Annotated in this window: 26 protein-coding genes; 3 read left to right on the forward strand and 23 right to left on the reverse strand. The window is 31.9% G+C overall.

Annotated features, from left to right (window positions below; translation table 11 throughout):
* Positions 1–13: 13 nt before the first annotated feature.
* From GXK57_RS10745 to pta, 14 genes are all read right to left on the reverse strand, one after another.
* Positions 14–241 (reverse strand): KH domain-containing protein, encoded by a 228-nt coding sequence (locus tag GXK57_RS10745; protein ID WP_160675662.1) that lies wholly within the window; start codon positions 239–241, stop codon positions 14–16.
* A 49-nt stretch (positions 242–290) separates the two neighbouring features.
* Positions 291–539, reverse strand: a complete 249-nt coding sequence (gene rpsP / locus GXK57_RS10750; protein ID WP_160675665.1) for a 30S ribosomal protein S16 — start codon at positions 537–539, stop codon at positions 291–293.
* A 33-nt stretch (positions 540–572) separates the two neighbouring features.
* Positions 573–1931 carry a signal recognition particle protein gene (gene ffh / locus GXK57_RS10755; protein WP_160675668.1) on the reverse strand — a complete coding sequence of 453 codons (1359 nt, stop codon included), beginning with the start codon at positions 1929–1931 and terminating at the stop codon, positions 573–575.
* A gap of 10 nt (positions 1932–1941) precedes the next feature.
* Positions 1942–2280 (reverse strand): putative DNA-binding protein, encoded by a 339-nt coding sequence (locus tag GXK57_RS10760; RefSeq protein WP_160675671.1) that lies wholly within the window; start codon positions 2278–2280, stop codon positions 1942–1944.
* A 123-nt stretch (positions 2281–2403) separates the two neighbouring features.
* A complete protein-coding gene (ftsY, locus tag GXK57_RS10765) occupies positions 2404–3315 on the reverse strand; it encodes a signal recognition particle-docking protein FtsY (protein WP_160675674.1) in 912 nt (303 codons plus the stop codon).
* 11 nt (positions 3316–3326) lie between these two features.
* A complete protein-coding gene (gene smc / locus GXK57_RS10770) occupies positions 3327–6884 on the reverse strand; it encodes a chromosome segregation protein SMC (RefSeq protein ID WP_160675677.1) in 3558 nt (1185 codons plus the stop codon).
* 206 nt (positions 6885–7090) lie between these two features.
* Entirely contained in the window at positions 7091–8128 is a 1038-nt protein-coding gene (locus tag GXK57_RS10775; RefSeq protein WP_160675680.1) for a radical SAM protein, read from the reverse strand.
* Positions 8121–8819: a ribonuclease III gene (gene rnc, locus GXK57_RS10780; RefSeq protein ID WP_160675683.1), complete on the reverse strand. Its 699-nt coding sequence runs from the start codon at positions 8817–8819 to the stop codon at positions 8121–8123. The genes GXK57_RS10775 and rnc overlap by 8 nt, the downstream gene beginning before the upstream one ends.
* 136 nt (positions 8820–8955) lie before the next feature.
* Positions 8956–9186: an acyl carrier protein gene (acpP, locus tag GXK57_RS10785; RefSeq protein ID WP_160675686.1), complete on the reverse strand. Its 231-nt coding sequence runs from the start codon at positions 9184–9186 to the stop codon at positions 8956–8958.
* 113 nt (positions 9187–9299) lie between these two features.
* Positions 9300–10307 (reverse strand): phosphate acyltransferase PlsX, encoded by a 1008-nt coding sequence (gene plsX / locus GXK57_RS10790; RefSeq protein WP_160675689.1) that lies wholly within the window; start codon positions 10305–10307, stop codon positions 9300–9302.
* A gap of 245 nt (positions 10308–10552) precedes the next feature.
* The gene (rpmF, locus tag GXK57_RS10795) at positions 10553–10735 is read right to left on the reverse strand and encodes a 50S ribosomal protein L32 (protein ID WP_128213967.1); all 183 of its coding nucleotides are present in this window, start codon (positions 10733–10735) and stop codon (positions 10553–10555) included.
* A 12-nt stretch (positions 10736–10747) separates the two neighbouring features.
* On the reverse strand, positions 10748–11245 hold the full coding sequence (locus tag GXK57_RS10800) for a DUF177 domain-containing protein (RefSeq protein WP_160675691.1): 498 nt from the start codon (positions 11243–11245) through the stop codon (positions 10748–10750).
* A gap of 122 nt (positions 11246–11367) precedes the next feature.
* Complete coding sequence (locus tag GXK57_RS10805; protein ID WP_160675693.1) at positions 11368–12564, reverse strand: acetate kinase; 1197 nt, start codon at positions 12562–12564, stop codon at positions 11368–11370.
* Positions 12565–12598: 34 nt separating this feature from the next.
* Positions 12599–13597 (reverse strand): phosphate acetyltransferase, encoded by a 999-nt coding sequence (gene pta, locus GXK57_RS10810; protein ID WP_128213970.1) that lies wholly within the window; start codon positions 13595–13597, stop codon positions 12599–12601.
* A 214-nt stretch (positions 13598–13811) separates the two neighbouring features.
* Here pta and GXK57_RS10815 point away from each other — a divergent pair, with 214 nt between their 5' ends.
* Positions 13812–15044, forward strand: a complete 1233-nt coding sequence (locus GXK57_RS10815; protein WP_160675695.1) for a nucleotidyltransferase — start codon at positions 13812–13814, stop codon at positions 15042–15044.
* A gap of 79 nt (positions 15045–15123) precedes the next feature.
* On the forward strand, positions 15124–16278 hold the full coding sequence (ylbJ, locus tag GXK57_RS10820; RefSeq protein ID WP_160675697.1) for a sporulation integral membrane protein YlbJ: 1155 nt from the start codon (positions 15124–15126) through the stop codon (positions 16276–16278).
* Here ylbJ and GXK57_RS10825 read toward each other — a convergent pair.
* From GXK57_RS10825 to GXK57_RS10850, 6 genes are all read right to left on the reverse strand, one after another.
* Positions 16261–16791, reverse strand: coding sequence for an ATPase (locus GXK57_RS10825; RefSeq protein ID WP_202127711.1), 531 nt, complete (start codon positions 16789–16791; stop codon positions 16261–16263). The two genes, ylbJ and GXK57_RS10825, sit on opposite strands and share 18 nt — an antisense overlap.
* 11 nt (positions 16792–16802) lie before the next feature.
* Positions 16803–17285: a pantetheine-phosphate adenylyltransferase gene (coaD, locus tag GXK57_RS10830; protein ID WP_160675699.1), complete on the reverse strand. Its 483-nt coding sequence runs from the start codon at positions 17283–17285 to the stop codon at positions 16803–16805.
* Between the two features lies 1 nt (position 17286).
* Positions 17287–17844: a 16S rRNA (guanine(966)-N(2))-methyltransferase RsmD gene (gene rsmD / locus GXK57_RS10835; RefSeq protein WP_160675701.1), complete on the reverse strand. Its 558-nt coding sequence runs from the start codon at positions 17842–17844 to the stop codon at positions 17287–17289.
* Between the two features lie 177 nt (positions 17845–18021).
* Positions 18022–20055, reverse strand: a complete 2034-nt coding sequence (gene recG / locus GXK57_RS10840; RefSeq protein ID WP_160675703.1) for an ATP-dependent DNA helicase RecG — start codon at positions 20053–20055, stop codon at positions 18022–18024.
* Between the two features lie 283 nt (positions 20056–20338).
* A complete protein-coding gene (locus GXK57_RS10845) occupies positions 20339–21985 on the reverse strand; it encodes a DAK2 domain-containing protein (protein ID WP_160675706.1) in 1647 nt (548 codons plus the stop codon).
* Between the two features lie 12 nt (positions 21986–21997).
* Positions 21998–22345 (reverse strand): Asp23/Gls24 family envelope stress response protein, encoded by a 348-nt coding sequence (locus tag GXK57_RS10850; protein ID WP_128213978.1) that lies wholly within the window; start codon positions 22343–22345, stop codon positions 21998–22000.
* A 448-nt stretch (positions 22346–22793) separates the two neighbouring features.
* Here GXK57_RS10850 and rpmB point away from each other — a divergent pair, with 448 nt between their 5' ends.
* Positions 22794–22985, forward strand: coding sequence for a 50S ribosomal protein L28 (gene rpmB / locus GXK57_RS10855; protein ID WP_128213979.1), 192 nt, complete (start codon positions 22794–22796; stop codon positions 22983–22985).
* A 458-nt stretch (positions 22986–23443) separates the two neighbouring features.
* Here the strand turns inward: rpmB and GXK57_RS10865 are convergent, their stop codons facing one another.
* The 3 genes from GXK57_RS10865 to rsgA are packed head-to-tail and all read right to left on the reverse strand — an operon-like array spanning position 23444 to position 25586.
* The gene (locus GXK57_RS10865) at positions 23444–24073 is read right to left on the reverse strand and encodes a thiamine diphosphokinase (protein ID WP_160675709.1); all 630 of its coding nucleotides are present in this window, start codon (positions 24071–24073) and stop codon (positions 23444–23446) included.
* Positions 24074–24075: 2 nt separating this feature from the next.
* A complete protein-coding gene (gene rpe / locus GXK57_RS10870; protein ID WP_160675712.1) occupies positions 24076–24726 on the reverse strand; it encodes a ribulose-phosphate 3-epimerase in 651 nt (216 codons plus the stop codon).
* Positions 24720–25586, reverse strand: a complete 867-nt coding sequence (gene rsgA / locus GXK57_RS10875) for a ribosome small subunit-dependent GTPase A (RefSeq protein WP_160675715.1) — start codon at positions 25584–25586, stop codon at positions 24720–24722. The genes rpe and rsgA overlap by 7 nt, the downstream gene beginning before the upstream one ends.
* Between the last annotated feature and the right edge of the window lie 89 nt (positions 25587–25675).

Raw genomic sequence — 25675 nt, forward strand, 5'->3', positions numbered from 1 at the left:
ACCCTAACTCTTATTAAATGATCTCAACTACAACTCTTTTATTGTCTTTAACAGCTGCAGCTTTAACTACTGTTCTTATAGCTTTAGCAATTCTGCCTTGCTTTCCTATAACTTTTCCCATATCCTCAGGAGCAACCTTGAGTTCAATTATTATCGATTGTTCACCGGCTATCTCATTAACCTGAACAGAATCTGGGTTGTCAACAAGTGATTTAGCAATAACTTCTACTAGTGTCTTCATAAACTTCTGCTTTAGGAGAATCCTAAGCAGAATTCACCTCCTAAAAGTTTTACTTGTTTATTCCAGCTTTAACAAAAAGCTTTTTAACTATATCAGTAGGTTGAGCACCATTGTTTAACCACTTTGCAGCCTTTTCAGCATCTATCTTAACTTCTGCTTCAGGTTGAGTGATTGGATTGTAATATCCTATTTCTTCGATGAATCTTCCGTCTCTTGGACTTCTTGAATCAGCTACTACTACTCTGTAGAAAGGAGCTTTTTTAGATCCCATTCTTCTTAGTCTTATCTTTACTGCCATTAATTTCACCTCCTTCAAAGGATAATATATATTCTAGCTAAAGAAAGGCATTTTACCAAACAGTCCTTTTTTAGCACCTTTTTGCATTGATTTAAATTGCTTCATTTGCTTTTTCATCATTTCATAACTTTTTAAAAGCTTATTTATTTCTTGAATAGTCGAACCAGAACCAACTGCTATTCTCTTCTTTCTTGAAGAAGATCCTGATACTAGGTTAGGATTTTTTCTTTCCTTCGCTGTCATTGATTGAATCATAGCTTTAGTTTTAGCCATCTGCTTTTCAGTATCACCAAGATCTAATCCTTCTAGCATTTTACTATTAACTCCTGGTATCATTTCGAACATTTTAGTCATAGGTCCTAGCTTTTTCATCTGATCCATAGCAGTTAAGAAATCGTTAAAATTAAACTCTTGATTCATCATTCTTTCACTGAGCTCTTTTGCTTCCTTTTCATCTATGGCAGCTTGAGCTTTTTCTATAAGTGATAAAACATCACCCATACCTAGGATTCTTGAAGCCATTCTATCAGGGTGGAATACTTCTATATCATTCATCTTTTCTCCAACACCTGCAAACTTTATTGGCTTTTCAGTAATGCTTCTTATTGAAAGAGCCGCACCACCTCTTGTATCACCATCAAGTTTTGTAAGTATTGTTCCTGTGACATCTAGAGAAGCATTAAAAGTTTCTGCAACATTTACCGCATCTTGTCCTGTCATAGAGTCTACAACAAGTAAAATCTCATTTGGATTTACTGCTGATTTTATATCTTTAAGTTCCTGCATAAGTTCTTCATCTATATGTAGTCTACCTGCAGTATCTATAATAACTAAATTGTAACCATGTTCCTTCGCATGAGCTATTCCAGCTTTTGCAATATCAACTGCTGGAACTTTATCTCCCATGGAGAATACAGGTATATCTATTTGCTTACCAACAACCTCAAGTTGTTTTATTGCAGCTGGCCTATAAATATCACAAGCTATCAATAATGGCTTTTTATTCTTCTTTCTCATATGAAGAGCTAGCTTTCCACACATTGTGGTTTTACCAGCACCTTGAAGTCCAGCCATCATAAAAACTGTCGGACCATTGTCTGCGTAGTTTAATTTACTTTCAGTGGTTCCCATTAAATTAGTAAGCTCATCATTAACGATCTTTATAACTTGTTGTCCTGGTGTAAGGCTTTCTAAAACTTCAGATCCTACGCATTTTTCACCGACAGTTGCTACGAACTTCTTAACAACCTTAAAGTTTACATCAGCTTCTAGTAATGCGAGCTTTACCTCTCTCATGGCTTCTTTTATATCTTTTTCAGTTAGTTTACCTTTTCCTCTAAGCTTTTTAAGCGTATCTTGCAGTTTAGACGCTAAACCTTCAAAAGCTGCCATGTTACCCCTCCTACGAATTAATAATTTCTTCTAGTATTTCATCTATACCATCTACTAATTCTTTTGACAACATATATTCGTTAGTAAGTTTTTCAACAATTTCATTCTTCTTTGTTTTTCTTATATTGCTTTTTTCTAAAAGATTTAATTTCTCTTCGTAACTTATGAGCATTTTATCGCATCTTTTTATTAAGTCATGAATAGCTTGACGACTTGTATTATTAATCTCAGCAATCTCTGCTAGTGAAAAATCATCGTTATAATACATGTTCATTATATCTTGTTGTTTCTCAGTTAATAATTCCATGTAATAATCTAAAAGCAAAGAAATTTCAAATCTATCATTCATATAATCACCTTACTCACAAAGAATATATTATCAGAAGAAAATAGTACTGTCAAGTATTTTTACTTAACAGTAATTTATTTTTTAGCTATGTTCAACACAGTACCTTAACGGCACCTATTTTTTTTAAAACAGTGCATCAGCAAAGCCTTGTGGATCAAATTCTTGAAGATCATCTACACCTTCACCTACTCCAATATACTTTACAGGTATATTTAGAGAGTTCTTTATAGAAATAACAACTCCACCCTTAGCAGTACCATCTAGTTTTGTTAATACTATACCGTCTATAGGGCAAGCCTCCATAAATTGTTTAGCTTGAATAACAGCATTTTGGCCAGTTGTAGCATCTAAAACAAGCAGAGTTTCCTTTGCTGCTTCTGAAAACTCTCTATCTATTATTCTATTAATTTTCGAAAGTTCATTCATTAGATTCTTTTTATTATGAAGTCTTCCTGCTGTATCACAAATAAGAATATCCGCATTTCTTGACTTAGCCGCCTGAATTCCGTCATAAACTACTGCAGCAGGATCCGAACCTTCTTGATGTCTAACTATATCAACTCCTGCTCTTTCGCTCCAAATTTCAAGCTGATCAGCAGCAGCAGCTCTAAAGGTATCAGCAGCAGCTAGAATAACTTTTTTTCCTTCATTATTATATTTTGCTGCGAGTTTACCTATGGAAGTTGTCTTTCCAACACCATTTACGCCAATAACAAGCATTACTTTTTGCTTGTTATCAAGACTTTCTTCGTTTTCCCCTTCTTTTAGCATATCGCCAATTACACTTTTCAAACATGGCTTAACTTCTGTAGGATCTTTTATTTTTTCTGCTTTTATCCTAGCCTTAAGTCTATCAATTATTTCTACAGTAGTATCCATACCAATATCTGAGGTTATTAATATTTCTTCTAATTCTTCATAAAGCTCTTCATCAATTGTAACCGCCAAGTTTAATACTTCTGTAATTCTATCAGTAAGTACATCTCTTGTCTTACTAAGTCCTGATTTTAATTTGTCAAATAATCCTCCAAACATAAAAACGCCTCCTAATTTGTTAAATCTACTGATACCACTTTAGATACTCCTCTTTCTTCCATTGTAATACCATACATTATATCACTGGCTTCCATAGTTCCTTTTCTATGAGTGATAACGATAAACTGAATGTTAGAAGAAAACTTTTGTAAAAATTCTGCATATCTATATACATTAGCATCATCAAGCGCAGCTTCTATTTCATCTAAGATACAGAATGGTGTAGGCTTCATTTTCAGTATAGCAAATAATAAAGCAATAGCAGACAGCACCTTTTCTCCACCTGACATCAGATTAATATTTTGCAGTTTTTTACCTGGTGGTTGAACATTTATATCAATATTAGCAGTAAGTTCATCACCATCTGATAATATAAGCTCAGCACTTCCACCTTTAAAAAGTTCTATAAAGGTCTTATTGAAGTTTTCATTTAGTATAACAAAGTTTTCCTTGAATACTTCCTTCATCTTTTCTGTCATCTCATCAATTACAGAAATAAGCTCAACTTTACCTTTTTCAAGGTCTTCTCTTTCTGTAGACATAAATCTATATTTCTCTGACAATTCTTTGTACTCTTCAATAGCACTAACATTAACAGTCCCCAATCTATTTATTGCTGACTTTAATTTAGATACTTCACTACTAAATAAAGCTTCATCAAATTCCTTATCAGCCAAATCTACAGCCTCAGCATAGGTAAGATTCATCTCATCATTAAGTTTCAATAATAAATTCTCTCTTTCTACCTCTTGCTTCGCTTTTACAAGTTCCGATTTATGTATTTCCTCTTCTTTTTTATTAATATCAACAGTAAGATTTTCTACATTTCCTTCATAAATCTTTATATTATCTTTAATTTTTATCTTTTCTACATTATATTCCTTAAATTTACTTTCTAGCTCCTCTATACTCTTACTATAGATAATAATATTATTCCTATTTTCTTCAATATCCAATATAGATTTGTCTTTTATAACTATATTATTTTTATTTAATTCTTCCAAAGAAATTATTTTATTTCTTACTTCTTTAGCTTCTGCAACTAATCTGTCTGCTTCTCTTCTTATATTTACTATAGACTCATCTATCTTAGCTTTTATAATTTTTTTGCTAGTCAATAGTTCCTTTTGCTCATTTGTTTTTAAAGTTAATTCATCAACTTCCTTAGAAACAAGCTCAAATTGTTCTCTATAAGATATTAATTTTTCATCTAAAGATGCGCTTTTTGAATTACTATTTTCTAATTCTTTCTTATAGTTATTTAGTTTTGTTTCAGTATTTAATCTTTCACTTTGGGCAATTTTTATATTATTTCTGAGCTTTAAGGTATCTTTTTCTATATTATCGATTTCGCTATCTAATTTGGCTATTTCAATACTTTTAAAATGACTTTCATCTTTAAGATTTAGATTACCTTCATCTAATCTCTTTATCTCTTCTCTTCCCTCAGAGATAAGCGATAAAAGTTCTTCGATTGAAGCTTCAACCTTTAATAGTTCATTTGTAATATCCTCAATTTCTCTTTTTCTGCTTATTATGCTTGTATGTTTATGATACACGCTTCCACCAGTCAAAGATCCACCAGGATTAATAATTTCCCCTTGCAGAGTTACAATTTTATGAGAATACCCGCTTATTTTAGAAATATTAAGCGCACTATTCATATCCTTACATATAATAGTTCTACCTAACACATAATTAATTGCTTTCTCATACTTCTTATCAAAAGAAAGTAAGTCAGAAGCAATTCCAATAAAGCCTTCAGCTTCAGTAATTCTTCTATCAAGCTGAAGTTTAGTACCTCTTATTATGGTTAAAGGCAAAAATGTAGCTCTTCCAAGCTTCTTTTCTTTCAAATACTCAATAAGTCTTTTAGCACTATTTTCATCTTCAGTAACAACATTAGATATTGAGCTACCCAAAGCTATTTCAATTGAAGTTTCGTACAATTTATCTACAGAAATAATTTCACCAATTACTGAGCAACTAGAAAAATTGTTTCCTAAGTAGCCCTTATCTATATGTTCCATCAAAATCTTAACTGATTTATTGTATCCCTCATACTGCTTTTCTAAATTAGATAGTATGGTCTTATTAGCTTCAAGTTTGCTTTTTTCAGCATTTAAAGCTTTAAGTCTTCCATCATTTTTAGTATTCTTACTTAAAAGTATACCTATACTTTTATTATTTTCCTTAACTGTATATTCTAATCGTTCAATCTCTTCCTTAAGAGCTAGCACCTTTTCTTCAAGCATAAGCTTAGTAGACACATTTATCTTAAGAGAACTCTCCAGATTGGAACTATTATTATGTAAATTATCTATTGATTCTTCTAATACTTTTATCTGGCTAGCAAGCATAGTTCTACTATTTTTCAGTTCCGAAGCTGCTTGAATATTTTCAAACTCCTCATCTCTTAATAGCTTTATCTTGTGTTCCTTTGATTTTAGCGTATTAGAAAGTTCTGAAAGCTCTTTTTCTAAAGCTCTTGTTTCATCATCTATAGTCTTCTGCTCATTTAACTTCTCATTTAAATAAGCTATATGTTCTTCTTTTTCTTTTTCAATTGAAAGCACCTTTTCAGACAAGCTATTTATCTCTTTAGCATTGTTATCTATATTTAACTCAATATTTTTAACTCTTTCCTCTAAAATATCTATCTGCTTTTGGAGTTCACCAGAGGCTTCCTTATTTTTGTAATATAACTCTCTATCTTCACTAGAGGAACTTTCTAGCTTTTCTAGTTCATTATTTAAACTTGTGGTCTTATGTTTTACTGCACTCAATTCAAGTTTAAGCTTTTCATTTTCACTTATTAGTGTATCTATCTTATTTCCTTGAAGGTTTATTGTTTCATCAAACTTTTCTATATGTCTTACAACAAGAGAAATTTCTTTTTCTCTTAAGTCATTGGAAAGTTCAATAAATTTTGCAGCCTTTTCACTCTCTACCCTCAATGGCTCTATTCTTTCCTCATAAGTGGATAGAATATCATTAATTCTTATTAAGTTTTGTTCTGTATTTTCTAGTTTTTTCTCAGCTTCATGTTTTCTAGATTTAAATTTAACTATACCAGCTGCTTCTTCAAGCAGAGCTCTTCTCTCTTCAGGACGACCACTAAGTATAGCTTCAATTTTACCTTGTCCAATAAGTGAGTATCCTTCTTTACCTATACCTGTATCCATAAACAAGGTAGTTATATCTTTCAATCTGCATTGGGAATTATTTATAAGATATTCCGCTTCTCCAGATCTGTATATTCTTCTAGTTACAGTAACGTCATTATACTCGATAGGGAGTTCTCCATCAGTATTATCTAAGGTAAGTGAAACCTGTGCAAGTCCCACGGGCTTTCTAAATTGAGTACCAGCAAATATAACATCTTCCATTTTACCGCCTCTTAGCGTTTTAATGCTTTGCTCTCCTAAAACCCATCTTACAGCATCAGAAATATTACTTTTACCACTTCCGTTAGGACCTACCACTGCTGTAACACCTTTTTTAAATTTTAATTCTGTTTTATCTGCAAATGACTTAAATCCCCTAATCTCAAGAGACTTTAGAAACATATGTCCACTCCTTATCTTCCTACGAACTGATAAAATAATCCTACAATAAATGATAAAATAATAATAAACATCATTACATTTGTTATTATTCTTCTTGTTCTCTTTTTCATATTACCCACTCCTTATTCTATATTAGTTTATAGTAAATAAAGTAAAATATCAATGGTAGGGAAAAAGAAAACCTTAGAGTGGCCTCTAAGGTTAATCTATATAGAAATTACTTCCGTATCATTATTAGTATCTATATTTATCTGGCCTATTGGTAAATCATTATCTAATATAACCTTTATACTAATACTACTTAACTTACTCTTAAGTTCATTAAAAAATTGCTTTTTATTAGCATATAACCTTGATATATATCTGTTATTAATTCTTATAACAGCATCCTCATTCTTCCTTCTTAACACATCATATATATGCTCATTCAAAATACTACCTTCAACAAGTTCTCTAAATGCTGGATGGAAAGGTCCTTCTACTATATCTCCACCGCTATTGATGTTCTCTGTAGGTTGAAGCCCTACTCTAATGACATTAACATTATTTTCAATATATAAGCTGTATATTTTCTTAGCTATTTCAACTGCTTCAGTTAATGTATATGGCTTATACTCTTCCCTTTTCAGCATTTCTTCCATTGGCGTATCTTTAATAACCAACGCTGGATATATTCTGCAGATATCTGGTTTCATATCAATTGACTTTTTTGCAGTATAAAGATCCTTTTCAAAAGTATCTCCTGGTAGCCCTAACATAACTTGATGACCTAGAGTAAATCCAAATTCTTTTATAAGCTTTGATGCTCTTTCTACATCTTCTTCAGAATGTCCTCTAGCTGATTTTCTTAGCACTTCCTCATCTAAAGATTGTACTCCAAGCTCTATAATATCAACGTTATATTCTTTTAGATGATTTAGAATATCTTCATCTATGTAGTCCGGTCTTGTAGAAAGCCTTATATACTTTATCTTTCCTAGCTCCTTATATTTACGAGCAACTTCTAAAAGTTCTTTTTGTTTCCATAAAGGAATCGCTGTAAATGTACCTCCAAAGAAAGATATCTCAACTGTTGAATCAATTTTATTTATCGTTTGCAGATATTCTTCTACTGTACTTTCTACATAACTACTATCTACAATACCTTCTTCACCTGAAATCTTATTTTGATTGCAAAATACACAATTATGAGGACAACCTAAATGAGGAACAAATATAGGAATTATATAATAATTTTTACTCATTTTTGCCCTCCAAGAAATTCAATGCTTTTTTAGCTGACTGTTGTTCTGCTTCCTTCTTACTAAAGCCCTCGCCTTCACCTATTGTTTTATCTCCAATCAAAACCTTAGTATAAAACTTTCTTCTATGTGGAGGACCTTCATATTTAATTAATTCATAATTTATATTAACCTCTCCATTTTCTTGAAGCTTTTCTTGGAGCTTTGTTTTAAAATCTAACACTATTTTATCATTTATTGCATCTGCAATAACATCTTCAAAATTCTCAATTATAAATCCACGGGCATATTCCAAACCTTTATCTAAATATATGGCAGCAAGTAAAGCCTCTAAGCAGTCTGCTTGTATAGAGATCCTCTCTCTACCCCCAGTAAGCTCTTCACCTTTACTCATCCTTATAAGATCTCCTAATCCGAGAATCTTGGCTACCTCATAAAGGGAGTTTTCACAAACTATTAGAGCTCTCATCTTTGTAAGCTCTCCTTCAGACTTATCTTTACAATTATTGAACAGATATTCTGATATACAGATCTGAAGTACCGAGTCACCTAAGAATTCAAGCCTCTCGTTATAATCTATGCCCTTATACTGATTAGCATAAGAACTATGAGTTAATGCAGTCTCAAGCAATTGCTTATTATCAAAATAAATATTAAGTTTGCTTTCAATCTTTTCAATATTAAACTCGTACATTTAACTAATTTCAACTCCTTAAGGTTTATTCTTCAGTATGTTAATTTCTCTATAAAGTGTTTAACACATTCAAGAATAAACTTAATTTTATTATTTTCTTAAGAGTAAAATAAAATCCCGCATTAGGCGGGATATATTACTCTTCACTATGTTCTTTAAGATACTCTACTACATCGCCAACTGTAACAAAGCCTTCTGCTACATCATCTGGGATTTCCATTTCTAGTTCATCTTCTAAAGCCATAATAAGCTCAACTATATCTAGTGAATCTGCTCCTAAATCCTCTATAAATGAAGCCTCAAGTGTAATATCATCCTCATTCACACTAAGTTTATCTGCTATAATTCCTTTTATTTTTTCAAACACTTTAATGCACCTCCAAAATTTATCTACTTAGATAATATTATATATAAGTTACATCGTCAATATATCTCTAAGCATTATTTATAATAAAATATCATTTAATTTAAAATTATTTTTTATTTTTCATCATCAGTATTATTTTCTAACTCAATCTTCAGCTTGGAAAGGGTATCGTTTAAATAGAAAATTCTAGATTGTTTTATAGCATTCTTAAATGCTCTTGCATCAGAACTTCCATGTGCTTTTATACAAATACCGTCAACACCTAAAAATGGCGCTCCACCATATTCTTTATAATCAAATTTATTCTTTAAAGTCTTAATCACCGGCATTATAAATAATGCTCCTATTTTGGTAACTAGGGATGAAAGTAATGCAGTTTTGATAGTTCCAAGTAGATTAGACGCAACACCTTCATACATCTTAAGAACCGTATTTCCTACAAATCCATCACATACTACTACATTAACATCGCCATCAGTTATATCTCTAGGCTCTATATTACCTACAAAGTTAAGGTTAGAATTTTTCAAAAGCTTATAAGTTTCTTTCGTTAATTCATTTCCTTTTTCCTCCTCAGCTCCTATGTTTACTAAAGCAACAGTAGGATTAGGGACATTAATTACACTTTCATAGTAAACTTTACCCATTATAGCAAACTGCTTTAAGTATTGGGGCTTACAATCCACATTTGCTCCAGCATCAACTACCACAAATGGGCCTTTCATTCCAGGCATTATTGGAGACAAAGCCGGTCTTTCAATACCTTTTATTCTTCCTATGACTAAAGTACAACCAGCTAAAAAAGCTCCAGTGCTTCCACTTGATATAACTGCGTCACATTCTTTATCTTTTACAAGTTTCAATGCTTTATTCAAGCTTGAATCCTTTTTTTTTCTTAAAGCCATAACTGGATGCTCATTAGTGCCAATTACTTCTGTAGCATTCAATATGGTAACTCTTGACTTATCGTAGTCGTATTTGCTGAATTCGCCTGTAATCACATCTTCAGGGCCTGTTATTACAATCTCAACGTCGTTGAATTCTTTAAGTGCCATAACACAGCCTTCCACAATAGCTGAAGGAGCGTTATCCCCACCCATACCATCTATAGCTATTCTCATCTTATCACCCCTTTGTAAATTAAAAATTTTATATATTACTCAAAAATTATATTTCTCTACTTAAATATTTAAAATAATTTTATTTTCACTTATAATCATTCGGATACATTAGGACAATATTAAAATCAAATAACTGAAATAGGATATGAAATATAATGTATACAGCAAATTGACTTTAACAATATTCACCAAAGCTGTTTTATTTTTTCATTGTATATAAAGAAAAGAAAGTCAATTGACTTTCTTTATTGTTCTGAAGCAACTACTTCTTTACCCTTGTAATATCCACAGCTCTTACAAACTCTGTGAGCTAATTTCATTTCATGGCATTGTGGACATTCAACAATACCAGGTATGCTTAACTTAAAAGTTTGAGCTCTTCTTGAATCTCTCTTTGCTCTGTATGTTTTTCTAGCAGGATTTCCCATAATTACACCTCCTTATTTGCTAAACAAATCATTCAATTTAGCTAGTCTAATGTCAATTTCGTTGTTGTCACAGCTACATTGCTTTTTGTTTAGGTTCGTTCCACATTGCTGACACAGTCCTTTACAGTTTTCACTGCAAAGTCTTTTTATAGGCAAGGCTGATATAATATTGTTAGCAATTATTTCAGTGATATCAATAGTATCACCATCGACGAAGATAGAATCATCATCTTCATCTGATAAATTATTTGTAAATCTCTCATTAACACTAATGTGTATTGGATATGAGAAGATTTCTAAGCACCTTGAACAAGAAAGATCTAAAACTGTATCTACATCTACGTTCAACTCTAACAATCCTTCATCGAAAGAAAACTTACCCTTTACCTTTACAGGTTCAACAGCTTTAATTTTCTCTCCTTCATGGTCAACACATCCCATGTCAAAGGCATAGTCTATTGCTTTAACTCTTTCTCTCTTGCTGATTAAATCTGAAAATTGTAGTATCATATGTACAACTCCACATCATGCCTAAGAATGGCTAAGCCATTCTTACAGCAGAATTAGTAATTTTTACTGACAACACAATTTATTATATAAACATGACTTTTAAAAGTCAAGAACTTTATTTTTTATTTTCTAACTAACTCAAGAGTATCTTTAGCTATCATCATTTCTTCATCTGTAGGTATTACAAACACCTTAACTCTTGAATTTTCCTTGCTTATTTCTGCAATCTTTCCACGTACATTATTCTTTGCAGGATCTATTTCAATTCCTAGGAACTCCAAGTCTTTGCAGCATGATTCTCTAGTTGATGGATCATTTTCACCTACTCCAGCAGTAAATACAACTACATCTAAGCCACCCATAGCCGCAGCATATGAACCTATATACTTCTTTACTCTGTAACGGAATATATCTAAAGCTAACTGTGCTCTTGCGTTTCCATTTTCAGCTGCAGTTTCAATATCTCTAAAGTCACTACTTACTCCAGATATACCAAATACTCCTGATTTTTTATTAAGCAGTTCGTTTGTTTGCTCAACAGTATAACCAAGTTCTTCCATTATAAATGTTACCACAGCAGGATCAAGATCTCCTGATCTTGTTCCCATAGCAACACCTTCTAATGGTGTAAAGCCCATTGATGTATCTATTGATTTACCATTTTTAATTGCAGTTAAACTTGATCCATTGCCTAAATGACAAGTAACTATCTTTAATTCAGATATATCTTTTCCAATTACTTCCGCAACCTTTGCAGATACATATTTATGAGAAGTTCCATGGAAACCATACTTTCTTATATTGTGTTCTTTGTATAGTTCATAAGGTAATGCATAAAGGTATGATGATTCAGGCATTGTTTGATGAAAAGCTGTATCAAAAACAACTGCCATAGGAGTATTAGGCATTAATGCCTTACATGCCTCTATACCTATTATATTAGGTGGGTTATGAAGTGGAGCCAATTTCACACACTCTTCTAAGTACTTCATAACTTCATCATTTATAAGTACTGAGCTAGAATACTTTTCTCCACCGTGAACTACTCTATGACCAACTGCTGATATCTCATCCATTGATTTTAATACGCCATTATCTTTATCTACAAGCGCTTCTAAAACCAATTTTATAGCATCCTTATGGTCAGCCATTTTTTGTTCAATTACGTATTTATCTCTACCTTCAACCTTTTGAGTTAATATAGAGCCTTCTATTCCTATTCTTTCAACAAGTCCCTTAGCTAGAACCTCTTCTTTAGTCATATCTATTAATTGATATTTTAAAGATGAGCTCCCACAATTAATTACTAGTATGTTCATTTCTATTCCTCCTAAAATGACTAAAATGTCCTATTTATCTTGTTTGAGCTTGAACTGCAGTAAGTGCAACTACATTTACAATATCTTCTGAACTACAACCTCTTGATAAGTCATTGATTGGTTTATCAAATCCTTGACAGATTGGTCCTATTGCTTCTGCATTTGCAAATCTTTGAACAAGTTTATAACCTATATTTCCAGCTTGAAGATCTGGGAATATAAGAACATTAGCTTTACCAGCTACATCACTATTAGGTGCCTTTTGGCTTGCAACTTTTTCAACTATAGCTGCATCTAATTGCATTTCTCCATCTATTAAAAGATCTGGTCTTAATTCCTTAGCTTTTTCAGTTGCCATTCTTACCTTATCTACAACCTCATGGTCAGCTGAACCCATAGTTGAGAATGATAGCATTGCTACTTTAGGATCTATCTTACATAATTTCTTTGCCGTATCAGCAGTTGCAATAGCTATTGCTGCAAGTTGATCCACATTTGGGTTAGGGTTAACAGCACAGTCTGAGAATAATAACATTCCTTGTTCCCCATACTTAGAGCCAGGTACCATCATTATAAAGAAACTTGATACAACAGATACTCCTGGTGCAGTCTTTATAATTTGAAGACCTGGTCTTAAAAGATCTCCAGTTGTATGAACAGCACCTGAAACCATTCCATCTGCATCTCCAACCTTAACCATCATTGTACCAAAATACAATGGATCTCTAACTATTTTTTCCGCTTTCTCAAGAGTCATACCTTTGCTTTTTCTAAGCTCATAAAATTCATTTATATAAATTCCAAGCTTATCTGAAGTATCTGGGTCAGCCACATTTACTCCAGTTAAGTCAACTCCTAAATCTGCAGCCTTTTGTCTGATAACTGATTCAGACCCTACTAAAGTTACCTCTGCTAATCCATTTTCTCTAATCTTTTGAGATGCAACGAGTGTTCTTTCCTCATCACCCTCAGGTAGCACAATTTTCTTTATATCTTTTTGTGCCATATCCCATATTTGCTTCATAAGTTCCATGTTCATTTCTCCTTTCAGTCGAACGGATAATATCTACATATACTAATATACTCCTAAACACCAGTTAATTTCAACATATAAAGCCAAAAACATAGTTATTCTTATATTTGAATAATTATTAATTATCTGAATTTTATAATAATTATATTCTTTATGTATTCTCTCCTATTATTGTTGTATTATATATTTATAATTTAATTAAGGATGGTCTAATATGAATATTACAGGAATTATAACAGAATATAACCCTTTCCATAACGGCCACAAACTTCATCTAGAAGAAACCAAGCGGGCAACTGGTGCCGAAGGCATAATTTGCGTTATGAGCGGCAACTTTGTTCAAAGAGGTCTCCCAGCTATACTAGACAAATGGACTAGAGCAAAAATGGCTGTTCTTAACGGAGTAGATCTAGTAGTTGAACTTCCAACAGTTTTCGCTGTATCTTCAGCAGAATTTTTTGCAAAAGGCGCAGTAGATATTTTAACTCAAACTTCTGTAGTTAATTCACTTTGCTTCGGAAGTGAAGCTGGAGATACGCAACTAATAAGAAGAATAGCTGAGATTTTATGTGATGAGCCCTCAATTTTTAAAGAAATTTTAAAAAAGCACTTATCATCCGGTAACTCTTTTGTAAAAGCTAGATCATTAAGTCTTATTGAATATTTTATTCATTACACCAATGTGAAGTGTTCAACTGAAGAATTAGAAGAACTTTTGTCCTCTTCAAATAACATATTAGCTATAGAATACTGCAAGAGTATAATTAAATCGAAAAGTTCAATTGAACCTTTAACAATAAAACGTATTGGTTCTTCCTATAACGATAAAGATCTATCAAGCAACTTGGCTAGTGCAACAGCAATAAGAGAGTTGCTATACTCAGATTTATATTCAAATGAACTATATCAATATATGCCAGAACCATCAGCTAATATTATTATGGACTCATTTACTTCTACTAATAAGTTTCCATCTAGCAATGATTTTCTCTCTTATATTAAATATAAACTTTTAGCTTCCCCTAATTCCTTTTCTAAGCTTCCTGACAGTGGTGAGGGATTGGATAACAAGTTCTTGAAAGAAATCAACACAGTATCTTCTATTGATGAGCTGATCATGAAGGTAAAAAGCAAGCGTTATACATACACTAGACTTTCTAGACTACTTTGCCAATATTTCTTAGGCTTCGAACACTATGATACTAGTAGTCTAAGACTTACTAGACCTAAGTATTTGAGGGTACTTGCACTAAATACAACAGGCGCCAAGATTATAAAAGAAATAAAAAAAGCCTCTGACATAAATATAATAAGTAAAGTACCTAAAAAGATTGAAGACCCAATGCTCCAAATAGATATCAATTCCTCAAATATTTACTCATTAATTAATCCTAGTGTAAAGTTTAATTCTGACTATTTAACAAGTCCATTTGTAGAAAATCTTTAAATACTTTTATTAAATAAACCAATGATAAATAGAATAAAAACACAAAAAATATACTATATATGAGATAAGGGGGGATCTCATGTATAGTATATTTTTATTAATAACAGCTTCAGCATTGCTACTGTATACTCTATCAAAACTGCATTTTAGTAGGACAAGCATTTTCATAACTTTTTCATTAACTATTCTAATTTTTTATTTTGTGGTAAATCCAAGAAGTTGTATGGATTCAGCCCTACAAGGTGCTGAACTTTTTATAAAAGCTGTATTGCCATCACTTTTTCCTTTTTTGGTTATATGCAACCTTCTTATTGCCTTTGACGGTATAGCTATATACTCAAAACTGCTTGGCCCCGTACTCTGCAAGCCGCTTAGACTAAGTAAAAATTGTAGTTTTGCCATTGTAGCAAGCATGCTATGTGGTTATCCATTAGGGGCAAAATACAGTGCAGAACTATACTCCAATGGATATATTGATGAATATGAGTTTAAAAGGCTTTTAAACATAGCTTCTAATGCAGGACCAATATTTATCCTAGGCTCAGTAGCAAGTTCAATGCTAAACAATATTTACTACGGATATATAATACTCGCAGCAAATTATTTATCTTTCTTTGTAATAGGTCTTTTATCAAAAAATAAAACAAAAACAAGAAAATTTGATTTAAAAATTAAACATTCCTCTATAAATATTGGAGAAGCTTTTAAGCTATCCATAAATGATGCAATTAATGGCACCCTCATGGTAGGTGGGTACGTTATTATATTTGCAGTTCTAATTTCTATAATAAAAAATAATGCTATAACAAGCATTATTTCAAGTAATACATTAAATTTTAATATAAACAGAGATTTTCTGTCTGCTTTATTATTGGGGAGTCTAGATCTTACTAACGGTTGCAACATAATTACTAGTAGTTCTTTAACTATCACAATAAAATTATGCCTTATAAGTTTTTTCTGTTGTTTCGGAGGTTTCTCTATAATCGCACAAACCCATGCCTTCTTTTATAAATATAAAGTTTCACTAAAACGTTATTTTATGACTAAAGTTTTGCAAGGGTTAATTGGAGTAATAATCACACTGATTATATGTATTTTATTTATAAACTCTATTCCTACATTCAGCTCAAACAACAGCATTAATTACACACAGTTTTGGATACCTTACTTAATATTTATGATTATAACTATAATAAGTCTTAGCATAAAAAGCTTATTTGATGCTACGTAACTCCTTAATATTTTCTCTTATCGTAGTTGATGCCTTTGCCATATCATTGTTCATATTGGTAGCTAGAGCTTCAACATTGGTTTTTATTACAGTTAATATTTCATTTGTTTTTACATCTATTTCTTTTTCTAACTGACTTAAAATCTCGTCAGCATAGTCTCTTGCACCAATTCTAATAGCCTTAGCTTCTCTTTGAGCTGAGGCTATTATTTCTTGTGCTCTTAGATTGGCTTCTTTAACAATATCATGATTTTCAACTTGCTTTTTCAAGAGATCCATAGTTTGTTTCTTGACTGCTTCATACTCTTTTTGGGCTTCTCCTAAGATTCTTTCTCTTTCTGTCATAACCCATTGAGCTTTTTTGAATTCATCTGGTAGATAATTAATAACTTGATCTACAACTTCCAACACTTCTTTTTTATCAATTACAACTTTGCCTGTTATAGGTACCTTAGCAGCACTTTCAACAATATCTTGTAGATATTCTAGAAGCTCAATAACATTAACCTCCATCTTACTCACCCTCATTCCCCCTTTATTCTACTAATAATATCAACAATAATTTCATCTGGAACTAAACCACGTATACAGCCTCCGAACTTAGCAACTTGCTTTACAGCAGAACTGCTCAGGTATGAGTACTCTGCATTTGTCATCATAAATAAAGTTTCTACTTCTGGATCAAGTTTATTATTCATAAGGGCCATTTGAAATTCATATTCAAAATCAGAAACGGCTCTTAGTCCCTTTAGTATTACTGTAGCCTTCTTTTCTCTCATAAAGTCAACTAGCAGTCCATTAAAATATTGAACTTTTACATTAGGATAATCCTTTGTAACTCTTTTAATTAGTTCTACTCTCTCATCAATTTTGAATAATCCCTTTTTATCTACGTTAACCAAGACCACTACAATTACTTCATCAAAAACCTTAGCCCCTCTAGCAATGATATCAAGATGTCCATTGGTTACTGGGTCGAAGCTTCCAGGGTATACGGCAATTTTCATTTTAGTCCTCCTTATGTTTATAGAAACATACTGTTGTATTTCCATATTTTCTTTCATTCGTTAGCTTTATTTTTGTACTTCCTTGATATATCTCTTCACTAGTATCAATCTTAGTAACAATAATTCCTTGTGGATCCAATAAATTTCTTTCCTCTATTATCTTTATCGCACCTGGAATCATATTCTTTAGGTAAGGTGGATCTATAAATATGAGATTAAATACCTTTCCTTTATCAGCCATTGAGTTTAAGGCGCTATAAGCATCCATATTTAAAGAAAAACAAAAATCTTCAAACTTTAAATTTTGAATATTTTCTCTTAAAACTGGATACGTTACTGGACTTTTATCTACTAGATAGCACTCCTTTGCACCTCTACTAGCAGCTTCTAAACCTAAACTTCCTGTTCCTGCAAATACATCTATCACTACCGCGTCAGGAATATAAAATTGAATACTACTAAACATAGCTTCCTTAACTCTGTCTAGAGTAGGTCTTGTTTCATATGTAGGTGGAGATAATAATTTTCTTCCCTTTGCTTTTCCTGATATAATTCTCATTTGTATGTCCTCCCTAAATTAACTAAATTTTATCATATAGATCATTATTTTCAAAGTTTTTTAAAGTATATTTAAGTTTTACTCTAAACAAATTAGAGAATAGTTGATTTAATACTAAAAATAGCTTAACAATTACTTGGATTTATTCTTTAAAGCACTAGCTCATGACAATATAACCTAGTTAAAACATATATACTTAGAGCTCCTAGATAGATTTTTGCTTATCTCCGAGATCAATTTTATATTGTTTGTATCAGTGCTATTTAATATCCTCTTAGCTTCCTCACTAGCACATTTTAAAATATTAATATCTTCTATTATATCTGATAATATAAGCCCAGAATCACCACTTTGTCTTAATCCAAACATTTCACCAGATCCTCTTAGCTTAAGATCCTGCTCAGCTATATAAAATCCATCGTTACTTTCAGTCATAATCATCATTCTTTTTTTAGTCACGTTATTTTTTGCGTTTCCAACAAGCAGACAGTAGGACTGATATTGACCTCTTCCTACTCTTCCTCTAAGCTGATGTAATTGGCTTAATCCAAATCTCTCGCAGTTTTCAATAATCATTACACTGGCATTAGGCACATTCACCCCTACTTCAATTACCGTAGTTGAAATTATAGCCTTCAGATGCCCTTCTTTAAACCTGTTGATTATATATTCCTTATCCTTAGGCGCCATCTTGCCATGAAGCTTTTCAATATTATAATTTTTAAAAGTACCTTCTGCTAATTCATTGTAAATTTTATCTACAGAATTCAGCTTTCCATCTTCATCTTCTTCAATTAAAGGGCAAACTATATAAACCTGTCTTCCCTTTTCTATTTCATCCAATGCAAGATTGTATACCTGATACTTTGAGTCTTCTTGGAAGAATAAAGTCTCAATCTTTTTTCTTCCAGGTGGAAGTTCATCTATAATTGAAACATCTAAATCGCTATATAGGTAAAGGGCTAAAGTTCTTGGAATAGGTGTAGCTGTCATAACAAGTACATCTGGCTCTTTTCCTTTATTAATAAGCTTACTTCTTTGTTCCACACCAAACCTGTGTTGTTCATCAGTAACAACTAAACCTAAATTTGTAAAATTTACATCCTCCTGTATTATAGCATGAGTTCCTATAACCACAATAGGCACCCCTGAAGAAATTTTTTCTTTAATCCTTATCTTTTCCTTATTTGGTGTGCTTCCAGTGAGAAGCTCAATATCAACTTCAAAACCTTCCAGTAACTTTTTTGCCTCAACATAATGCTGAGAAGCTAAAATTTCTGTAGGCGCCATCATTGCTGTTTGATAACCATTTTTATATACATTAAAAATAGATATAAACGCAACAACAGTCTTTCCACTTCCAACATCACCTTGAACCAATCTATTCATAGGAACACTAGACTTTTGGTCTAGAAGTATTTCTCTAACCACTCTACTTTGCGCAGCAGTAAGTTCATAGGGTAAAGATTTCTTTAAATCACCTAATTCTGGGCTCATCGAAAATTTAATTCCACAATTTCCTTTTTTAAGATGATTTTTAAGCATCATTAACTTCACTGAATAAGTAAATAGTTCCTGAAATTTTAGTCTAGTTATGGCAGCTTTTAACTTTTCCTTTGTTGAAGGAAAATGTATATTTCTTATAGCTTCATCTAAAGAAATCAAGCTATACTTCTCCAAAAGATATTCTGGCAAGTTTTCTCCTACAACTATGGAGCAAAGTATACTGTTAACTAACTTAGAAATCACGCTACTAGTAATATCTCCCTTAAGTGGGTATACTGGCAGGATTTCGTTATCGCTTGCATCTCTAAACACTACTGTAGGATTTATTACCTCAAGGTGACTACCAACCTTTTTGTATTTACCCATTAGATTATAGCTTTCACCTATCTTAAAATTATTTTTTATATAAGGCTGATTAAACCACTTTGCCATAACCTTTGTATCAGAGTATTTAAAATTTATAGAGGTTAGCTTTTTCCCATTTTTCGTTCTTATATCTCTATCAAAAGAAACTACTTTGCAACTTATTATCTGTTTTAATTCTTCAGAAATATCGCTAATTTCAGGGTTACCATCTACGAACTCATAATCTCTAGGAAAATAAAGAAGCAGATCAAGCAAAGTAAAAACACCGCATTTATTAAGTTTTTCTTCTAACTTTGGTCCAACACCTTTTAAGTTTTTAATTTCACTATATATATCCATATTTATCACCCAAAACAAAAGTTAAAAAGAAAAGCGACTATGTCGCTTTTCTAATAGAAAGTACTCTTTCTTAAAATAACACTATAAGCACATATACTATATATGTATCACTTCATAGTAAAATTTATATTTTCAAACTGTCCTCACAAAAACCAGAGAGCTTTGAAAATAGATTTCGCACTTGCAGTGGTACATCTTTACTTCCATAAATGAAATATATATGCATCAACTATACAGAATAATTTACTATGATTAAATAGTATATGTACAAAGTTATTATATTTTATTCTACAGATATTAAGAAGTAATATAGAGGCTGTTCACCAGCGTAACATTGAACATCTAAATCACTGTACTTTTTCTCTATCTTAGAAACAAAATCTTCAACTTGTTTTTCATCACATTCTTTGCCATAGAATAGAGTTATAAGCTCGCTATCCTTATCAACCATTTGACTTAGCAGTTCTTCTGTTACTTCATATACATCACTGCCTACATTTTTGATTTTACTTTCAATTAAGCCTAGTATATTTCCTTCTTTTATTTCAATTCCATCCATCTCAGTATCTCTAACCGCATAGGTTACAGAAGCTGATTTAACAAAATCTACAGAACTTGTTAGTTCTTCAATATTTTCTTCTACTTCCGCTTCTGGATTGAACATAGTTATAGCTGTTATACCTTGAGGGATAGTTTTTGTTGGAATAACTACTATATGCTTATCAGATATCTCTGCTGCTTGGTTAGCAGCCATTATTATATTTTTATTATTTGGGAATACAAAAATATGTTCCGCATTAAGTTTTTCTATGCACTCTAATATGTCTTGAGTGCTAGGATTCATAGTTTGACCACCTTCAATTACATGGTCAACACCCAAATCTTTAAATATATTCTTTATACCTTCACCCATAGCAACAGATATGAAGGCATATTTTTTCTTTTCTTCTACTTCTTCTTCAACAGCTACCGAATCTTCGTTTGAAGCTTCATATTCTTTCTCTACAAGAAGGTGTTTATGTTCTTCTCTCATATTATCGATCTTTATTTTGGATAATTCACCTAACTTAACAGCTTTAGAAAGTACTGCACCAGGATCATTAGTATGGATATGAACTTTTATTACATCTTCATAACCAACAACTATCATTGAATCTCCAAAATGCTCTATATCCGCTTTAAACTCATTAGCTTTTGAACTATCTCCTACGATTATAAACTCTGTACAATAACCAAATTTGATATCATGATCTTCTAAATTATTAGCAGCTGATACTCCTGTGGAAGCAGGCTTGAAATCTTTTATTGCAACTTCTAAATTCTTGTCTAAAGCTTCATACATACCCTGTAATATTATAAGAAGTCCCATTCCACCTGAATCTACCACTTTAGCTTTCTTAAGAGCAGGAAGCATTTCAGGAGTTTTGTCTAACATTACTTTACTATGCTTACAAACTTGATCCATTAATCCAGTTATATCTTTGGCATTAGACTCTGCTGCCGCCTCTGACGCTGCTCTTATTATAGTAAGTATAGTACCTTCTGTTGGTCTCATAACTGCTTTATAAGCTGACTTAGCACCTTCTGCTAAAGCATTAGCTACTTCTTTTGCATCTGCTTCAATCTTATTGTCTAGTCCTTTTGATATACCTCTAAGTATTTGAGATAAAATAACACCAGAGTTTCCTCTAGCTCCCATCAAAGCGCCTTTTGCTAATTTTTTCGAAATCTCACCTAAAGAAGCTCCCTTTAAGGTTTCTATCTCCTTAACAGCAGCTTTAAAAGTCATTGACATATTAGTTCCTGTATCTCCATCTGGAACTGGAAAAACATTTAATGAATTTACATATTCACTTTGTTCTTCCAACCTATTGCTGGCATTAATAACCATGTTGTAAAAATTCTCACCATTAATTCTAATATAATTCATTAGTTTGCCCTCCTAGACTCTCACAGCTTGCACGTTAACAGTAATTGATGATACCTTAATTCCAGTATAATTTTCTACATTATATCTAACTTTTTGAATTATATTATTTGCAATAACAGATATCTTTGTACCATACTCAACCATAACGAATAACTCTATATTTAATTTATCTTCTTTTAAATTTATCTTAACACCCTTGCTTAGATTTTCAACTCTTATTAATTCCCAAAATCCATCAGTAGCGTTCTTAGAAACCATACCAACTACGCCGTAACATTCCATAGTTGAAAGCCCAACTACTTTTGCAATAACTTCATCAGAATATGATATATTTCCAAGCTCATTTGATATTCCTAACATAATTAAATTCCTCCTTGCTAATTTCCGTTAAGTATATTCTATATTAAATAGGAAGATTATTCAATACTCATAATTTTCTAGGCTGAAATGCTATTTTTATCTATACTACATTGATTTGATAAGATAAATACGCTATATTTTACTGAAACCGCCATATTTATTTGTACTGAAGGTTACAATTGTCCACAATAGATAATAAAATTAATTTGCAATCTTAAATAAAACTTCAACAATTCCTATAAATTTTATCTTTTATTTAAATTTCTTGACCCTTGATATTGCTAGGTTTAGCTTTCATAAAATTTTATACTATCTATACAGTAAAAAGTACTCAATAATATTTTACTCATAATTATTATTTTTATCTTGCATAAATTATACATCTTGTGATAATATATTATATGTCCTATTGAAGATCACAATCTTCAGAGTTAAGGAGGTGTTGTAAATGTCAAGAAAATGCGAAATCTGCAACAAGGGTGTAATATCAGGAGTACAATACAGCCACTCACACAGACAAAGCAAGAGAAAATGGGCTCCTAACATAAAAAAAGTTAAAGCTGTAGTTAACGGAACACCAAAAACTGTTCACGTTTGTACTAGATGCTTACGTTCAGGTAAGGTTCAAAGAGCAGTTTAAGAATCTTGTGAAATGCAGTTGTATTAGCAATTGCATTTTTTTTACCTAAAAAGCGTGCTTAATGCACGCTTTTTATTTTAAGGTAAATGTAAAAAAGAAAAAGCTGAAGTAAATTACTTCAGCTTTTTTTCACATCAACATGCACAAATTGCATGAACCATTTCTTTTCTTATGTATGTTTTCTGTCTTTCCTTATAAATATTCTAAAGAATATAGATAAGAACTTAGGTAGTTTTATTGCTACTATCCTCATTTAAAATCCCCCCCTAAATAAATATAAAAAGCCACCAACAAACTGCTTTGATATATAATATGCAAAAAGCAATTTATTGGTGACTACTAATTTACTATATTTTTTTAAAATTTAGGATTTATTAAAGTACCATGTTTAAATTAATAGTTTAATAGTTGAAGTTTGAACCTAATACTATCTTCATTTCAATTCACAAAAGTTTATGTTAATCATTGCTATACATAACCATAACTATACCACAGGTAAATGATATTTCTATAGGAGTATCCTGAAACTCATTTGAAACTGTTCTACCATCTCCTAAAGTCAGATTATAATCATATAGAGGATACTTAGCATTATATATATTAAAATTACTTACATTCCCTCCAAAAGCCTGGAAAGATATAGTTTGTCCCGGTGCTCCGTAAAAAGTTGTATTTTTTGAAACTAGAAAAATATAATTATTTTCATCCTTAATTGATGTAATCACATTTTTCTCCAAACCACTTCTTAATAATCCTAGATTAGCAATGGTATGATCTAATCTAGTACCAGTACATCCTAATAAGACCACTTCAGTTGCACCAAGTTCTAATGCATTATTAAAAGCTAGCTCACTATCAGTAAAATCTTTTTCTGGCTTAAAGGTAACCTTTTTAGTCTTGGTGTAGTAATTTAATGCCTCAGAGTCAGCAGAATCAAAATCACCTAAGATTATATTAGGAGTAGCACCGTACTTATAAAAGGTATTAATTCCACTATCAGCAGCAATTAATATATTCGCATCCTCAGTCTCTCTAAAAAACAAATCCTTACTTGGTGCCGTTCCTCCTGCAACTATAACAGCTTTCATCACTACAGCTCCTTCTTTAGTGCAGCTAAGTTACTTTCTATATTACCACCACTGAACACAGAAGATCCTGCAACTACAACATTCGCACCAGCTTCCACAACACTCTTTATATTATACTTATCAATACCACCATCTACTTCTATAAGAAGATCCTTGTTATATCTTTCAGATAATTCTTTAACTTCCTTTATCTTATCTATGGTATAATTTATAAACTTTTGCCCTCCAAAGCCTGGATTAACGGACATTATAAGTACCATATCAAGCATAGGGATTAGATGCTTGATTAACTCTACTGGTGTTGCTGGATTTAACGATACTCCAGCCTTTACCCCTTTGCTTTTTATATAAGAAATAGTTCTATCTAGGTGTCTATCTGTCTCATAGTGAATTGTTATTATATCAGCACCAGATGACACAAATTCATCAATATATCTTCCAGCTTCATGTATCATGAGATGAACATCAAAAACCTTTTTAGTTATAGGTCTTATTGCTTTTATTATTGGAAATCCGAAGGATATATTAGGTACAAAAACCCCGTCCATGACATCTATATGAATAAACTCAGCTCCCGCTTCGTCTACTCTTCTTACTTGCTCTCCAAGTTTTGTAAAGTCTGCCGCTAAGATTGATGGCGATAATACTACCATTTAACTTTCCTCCTCATTATGTCTTCTAATGATCTTACATAAAAATCATATCTAAGTCTACTTATTATACCTTCCTCAACTGCACCTTTTACAGCGCAGCTAGGCTCTTTATAATGGTTGCATCCTGTAAACTTACACTTATCATTATAATCCATAAATTCAGGAAAACAATATTTTAAATCATCCTTTTCTATAAAATCTAGATCCAAGCTAGAAAAACCTGGAGTATCTACTAAAAAGCCATGCTGTACAGGTATTAGTTCACTATGTCTTGTGGTATGTTTTCCTCTTTTAAGCTTTTCACTTATTTCACCAGTTTCCATATGCTCTCTTTCAAGAAAAGCATTTATTAAAGTTGATTTTCCAGCACCAGAAGGCCCGCATAAAACTGTGACATTATCAGAAAGTCTTTCTTTTAAAACATCAAGTCCCATCTGTCCTTTAGCATTGATAAACAAAACCTCATACCCTAAATTGTTTATAGTGTTCTTTATCTCACTTTTTTCCTCTTCACTGCATAAATCAACTTTATTTAAGCAAACTATAGCTTTTATGTTGTTATGTTCACACAACACTAAAAATCTATTAAGTAAATCAAAATTTATATCAGGATTCTTAATAGCAAAAACTACATATGCTTGGGTTACATTTGACACAGTAGGTCTTATAAGCTCCGAAGTTCTTTCATGAATTGAGTTTATAACGCCTTTTCCATTAGTAACCTCAATTTCAACCTTATCCCCAACCATTGGTTTAAGATCATTATGCCTGAACTTCCCTCTTGCCTTACATTCAACTATTTCATTTTCTGTCTTTATGTAATAAAAACCACCTATACCTTTAATTATTGTACCTGTCATAGAACCTCCAAATAAAATATATTCTATATATATAATAAACATTTTTTTGATAAAAATGCAATGGTGCCAGAATATACTGGCACCAAAAT

This window comes from Clostridium sp. C8-1-8 (assembly GCF_009928445.1).
In the GTDB taxonomy this organism is placed as follows: domain Bacteria; phylum Bacillota; class Clostridia; order Clostridiales; family Clostridiaceae; genus Clostridium_AR.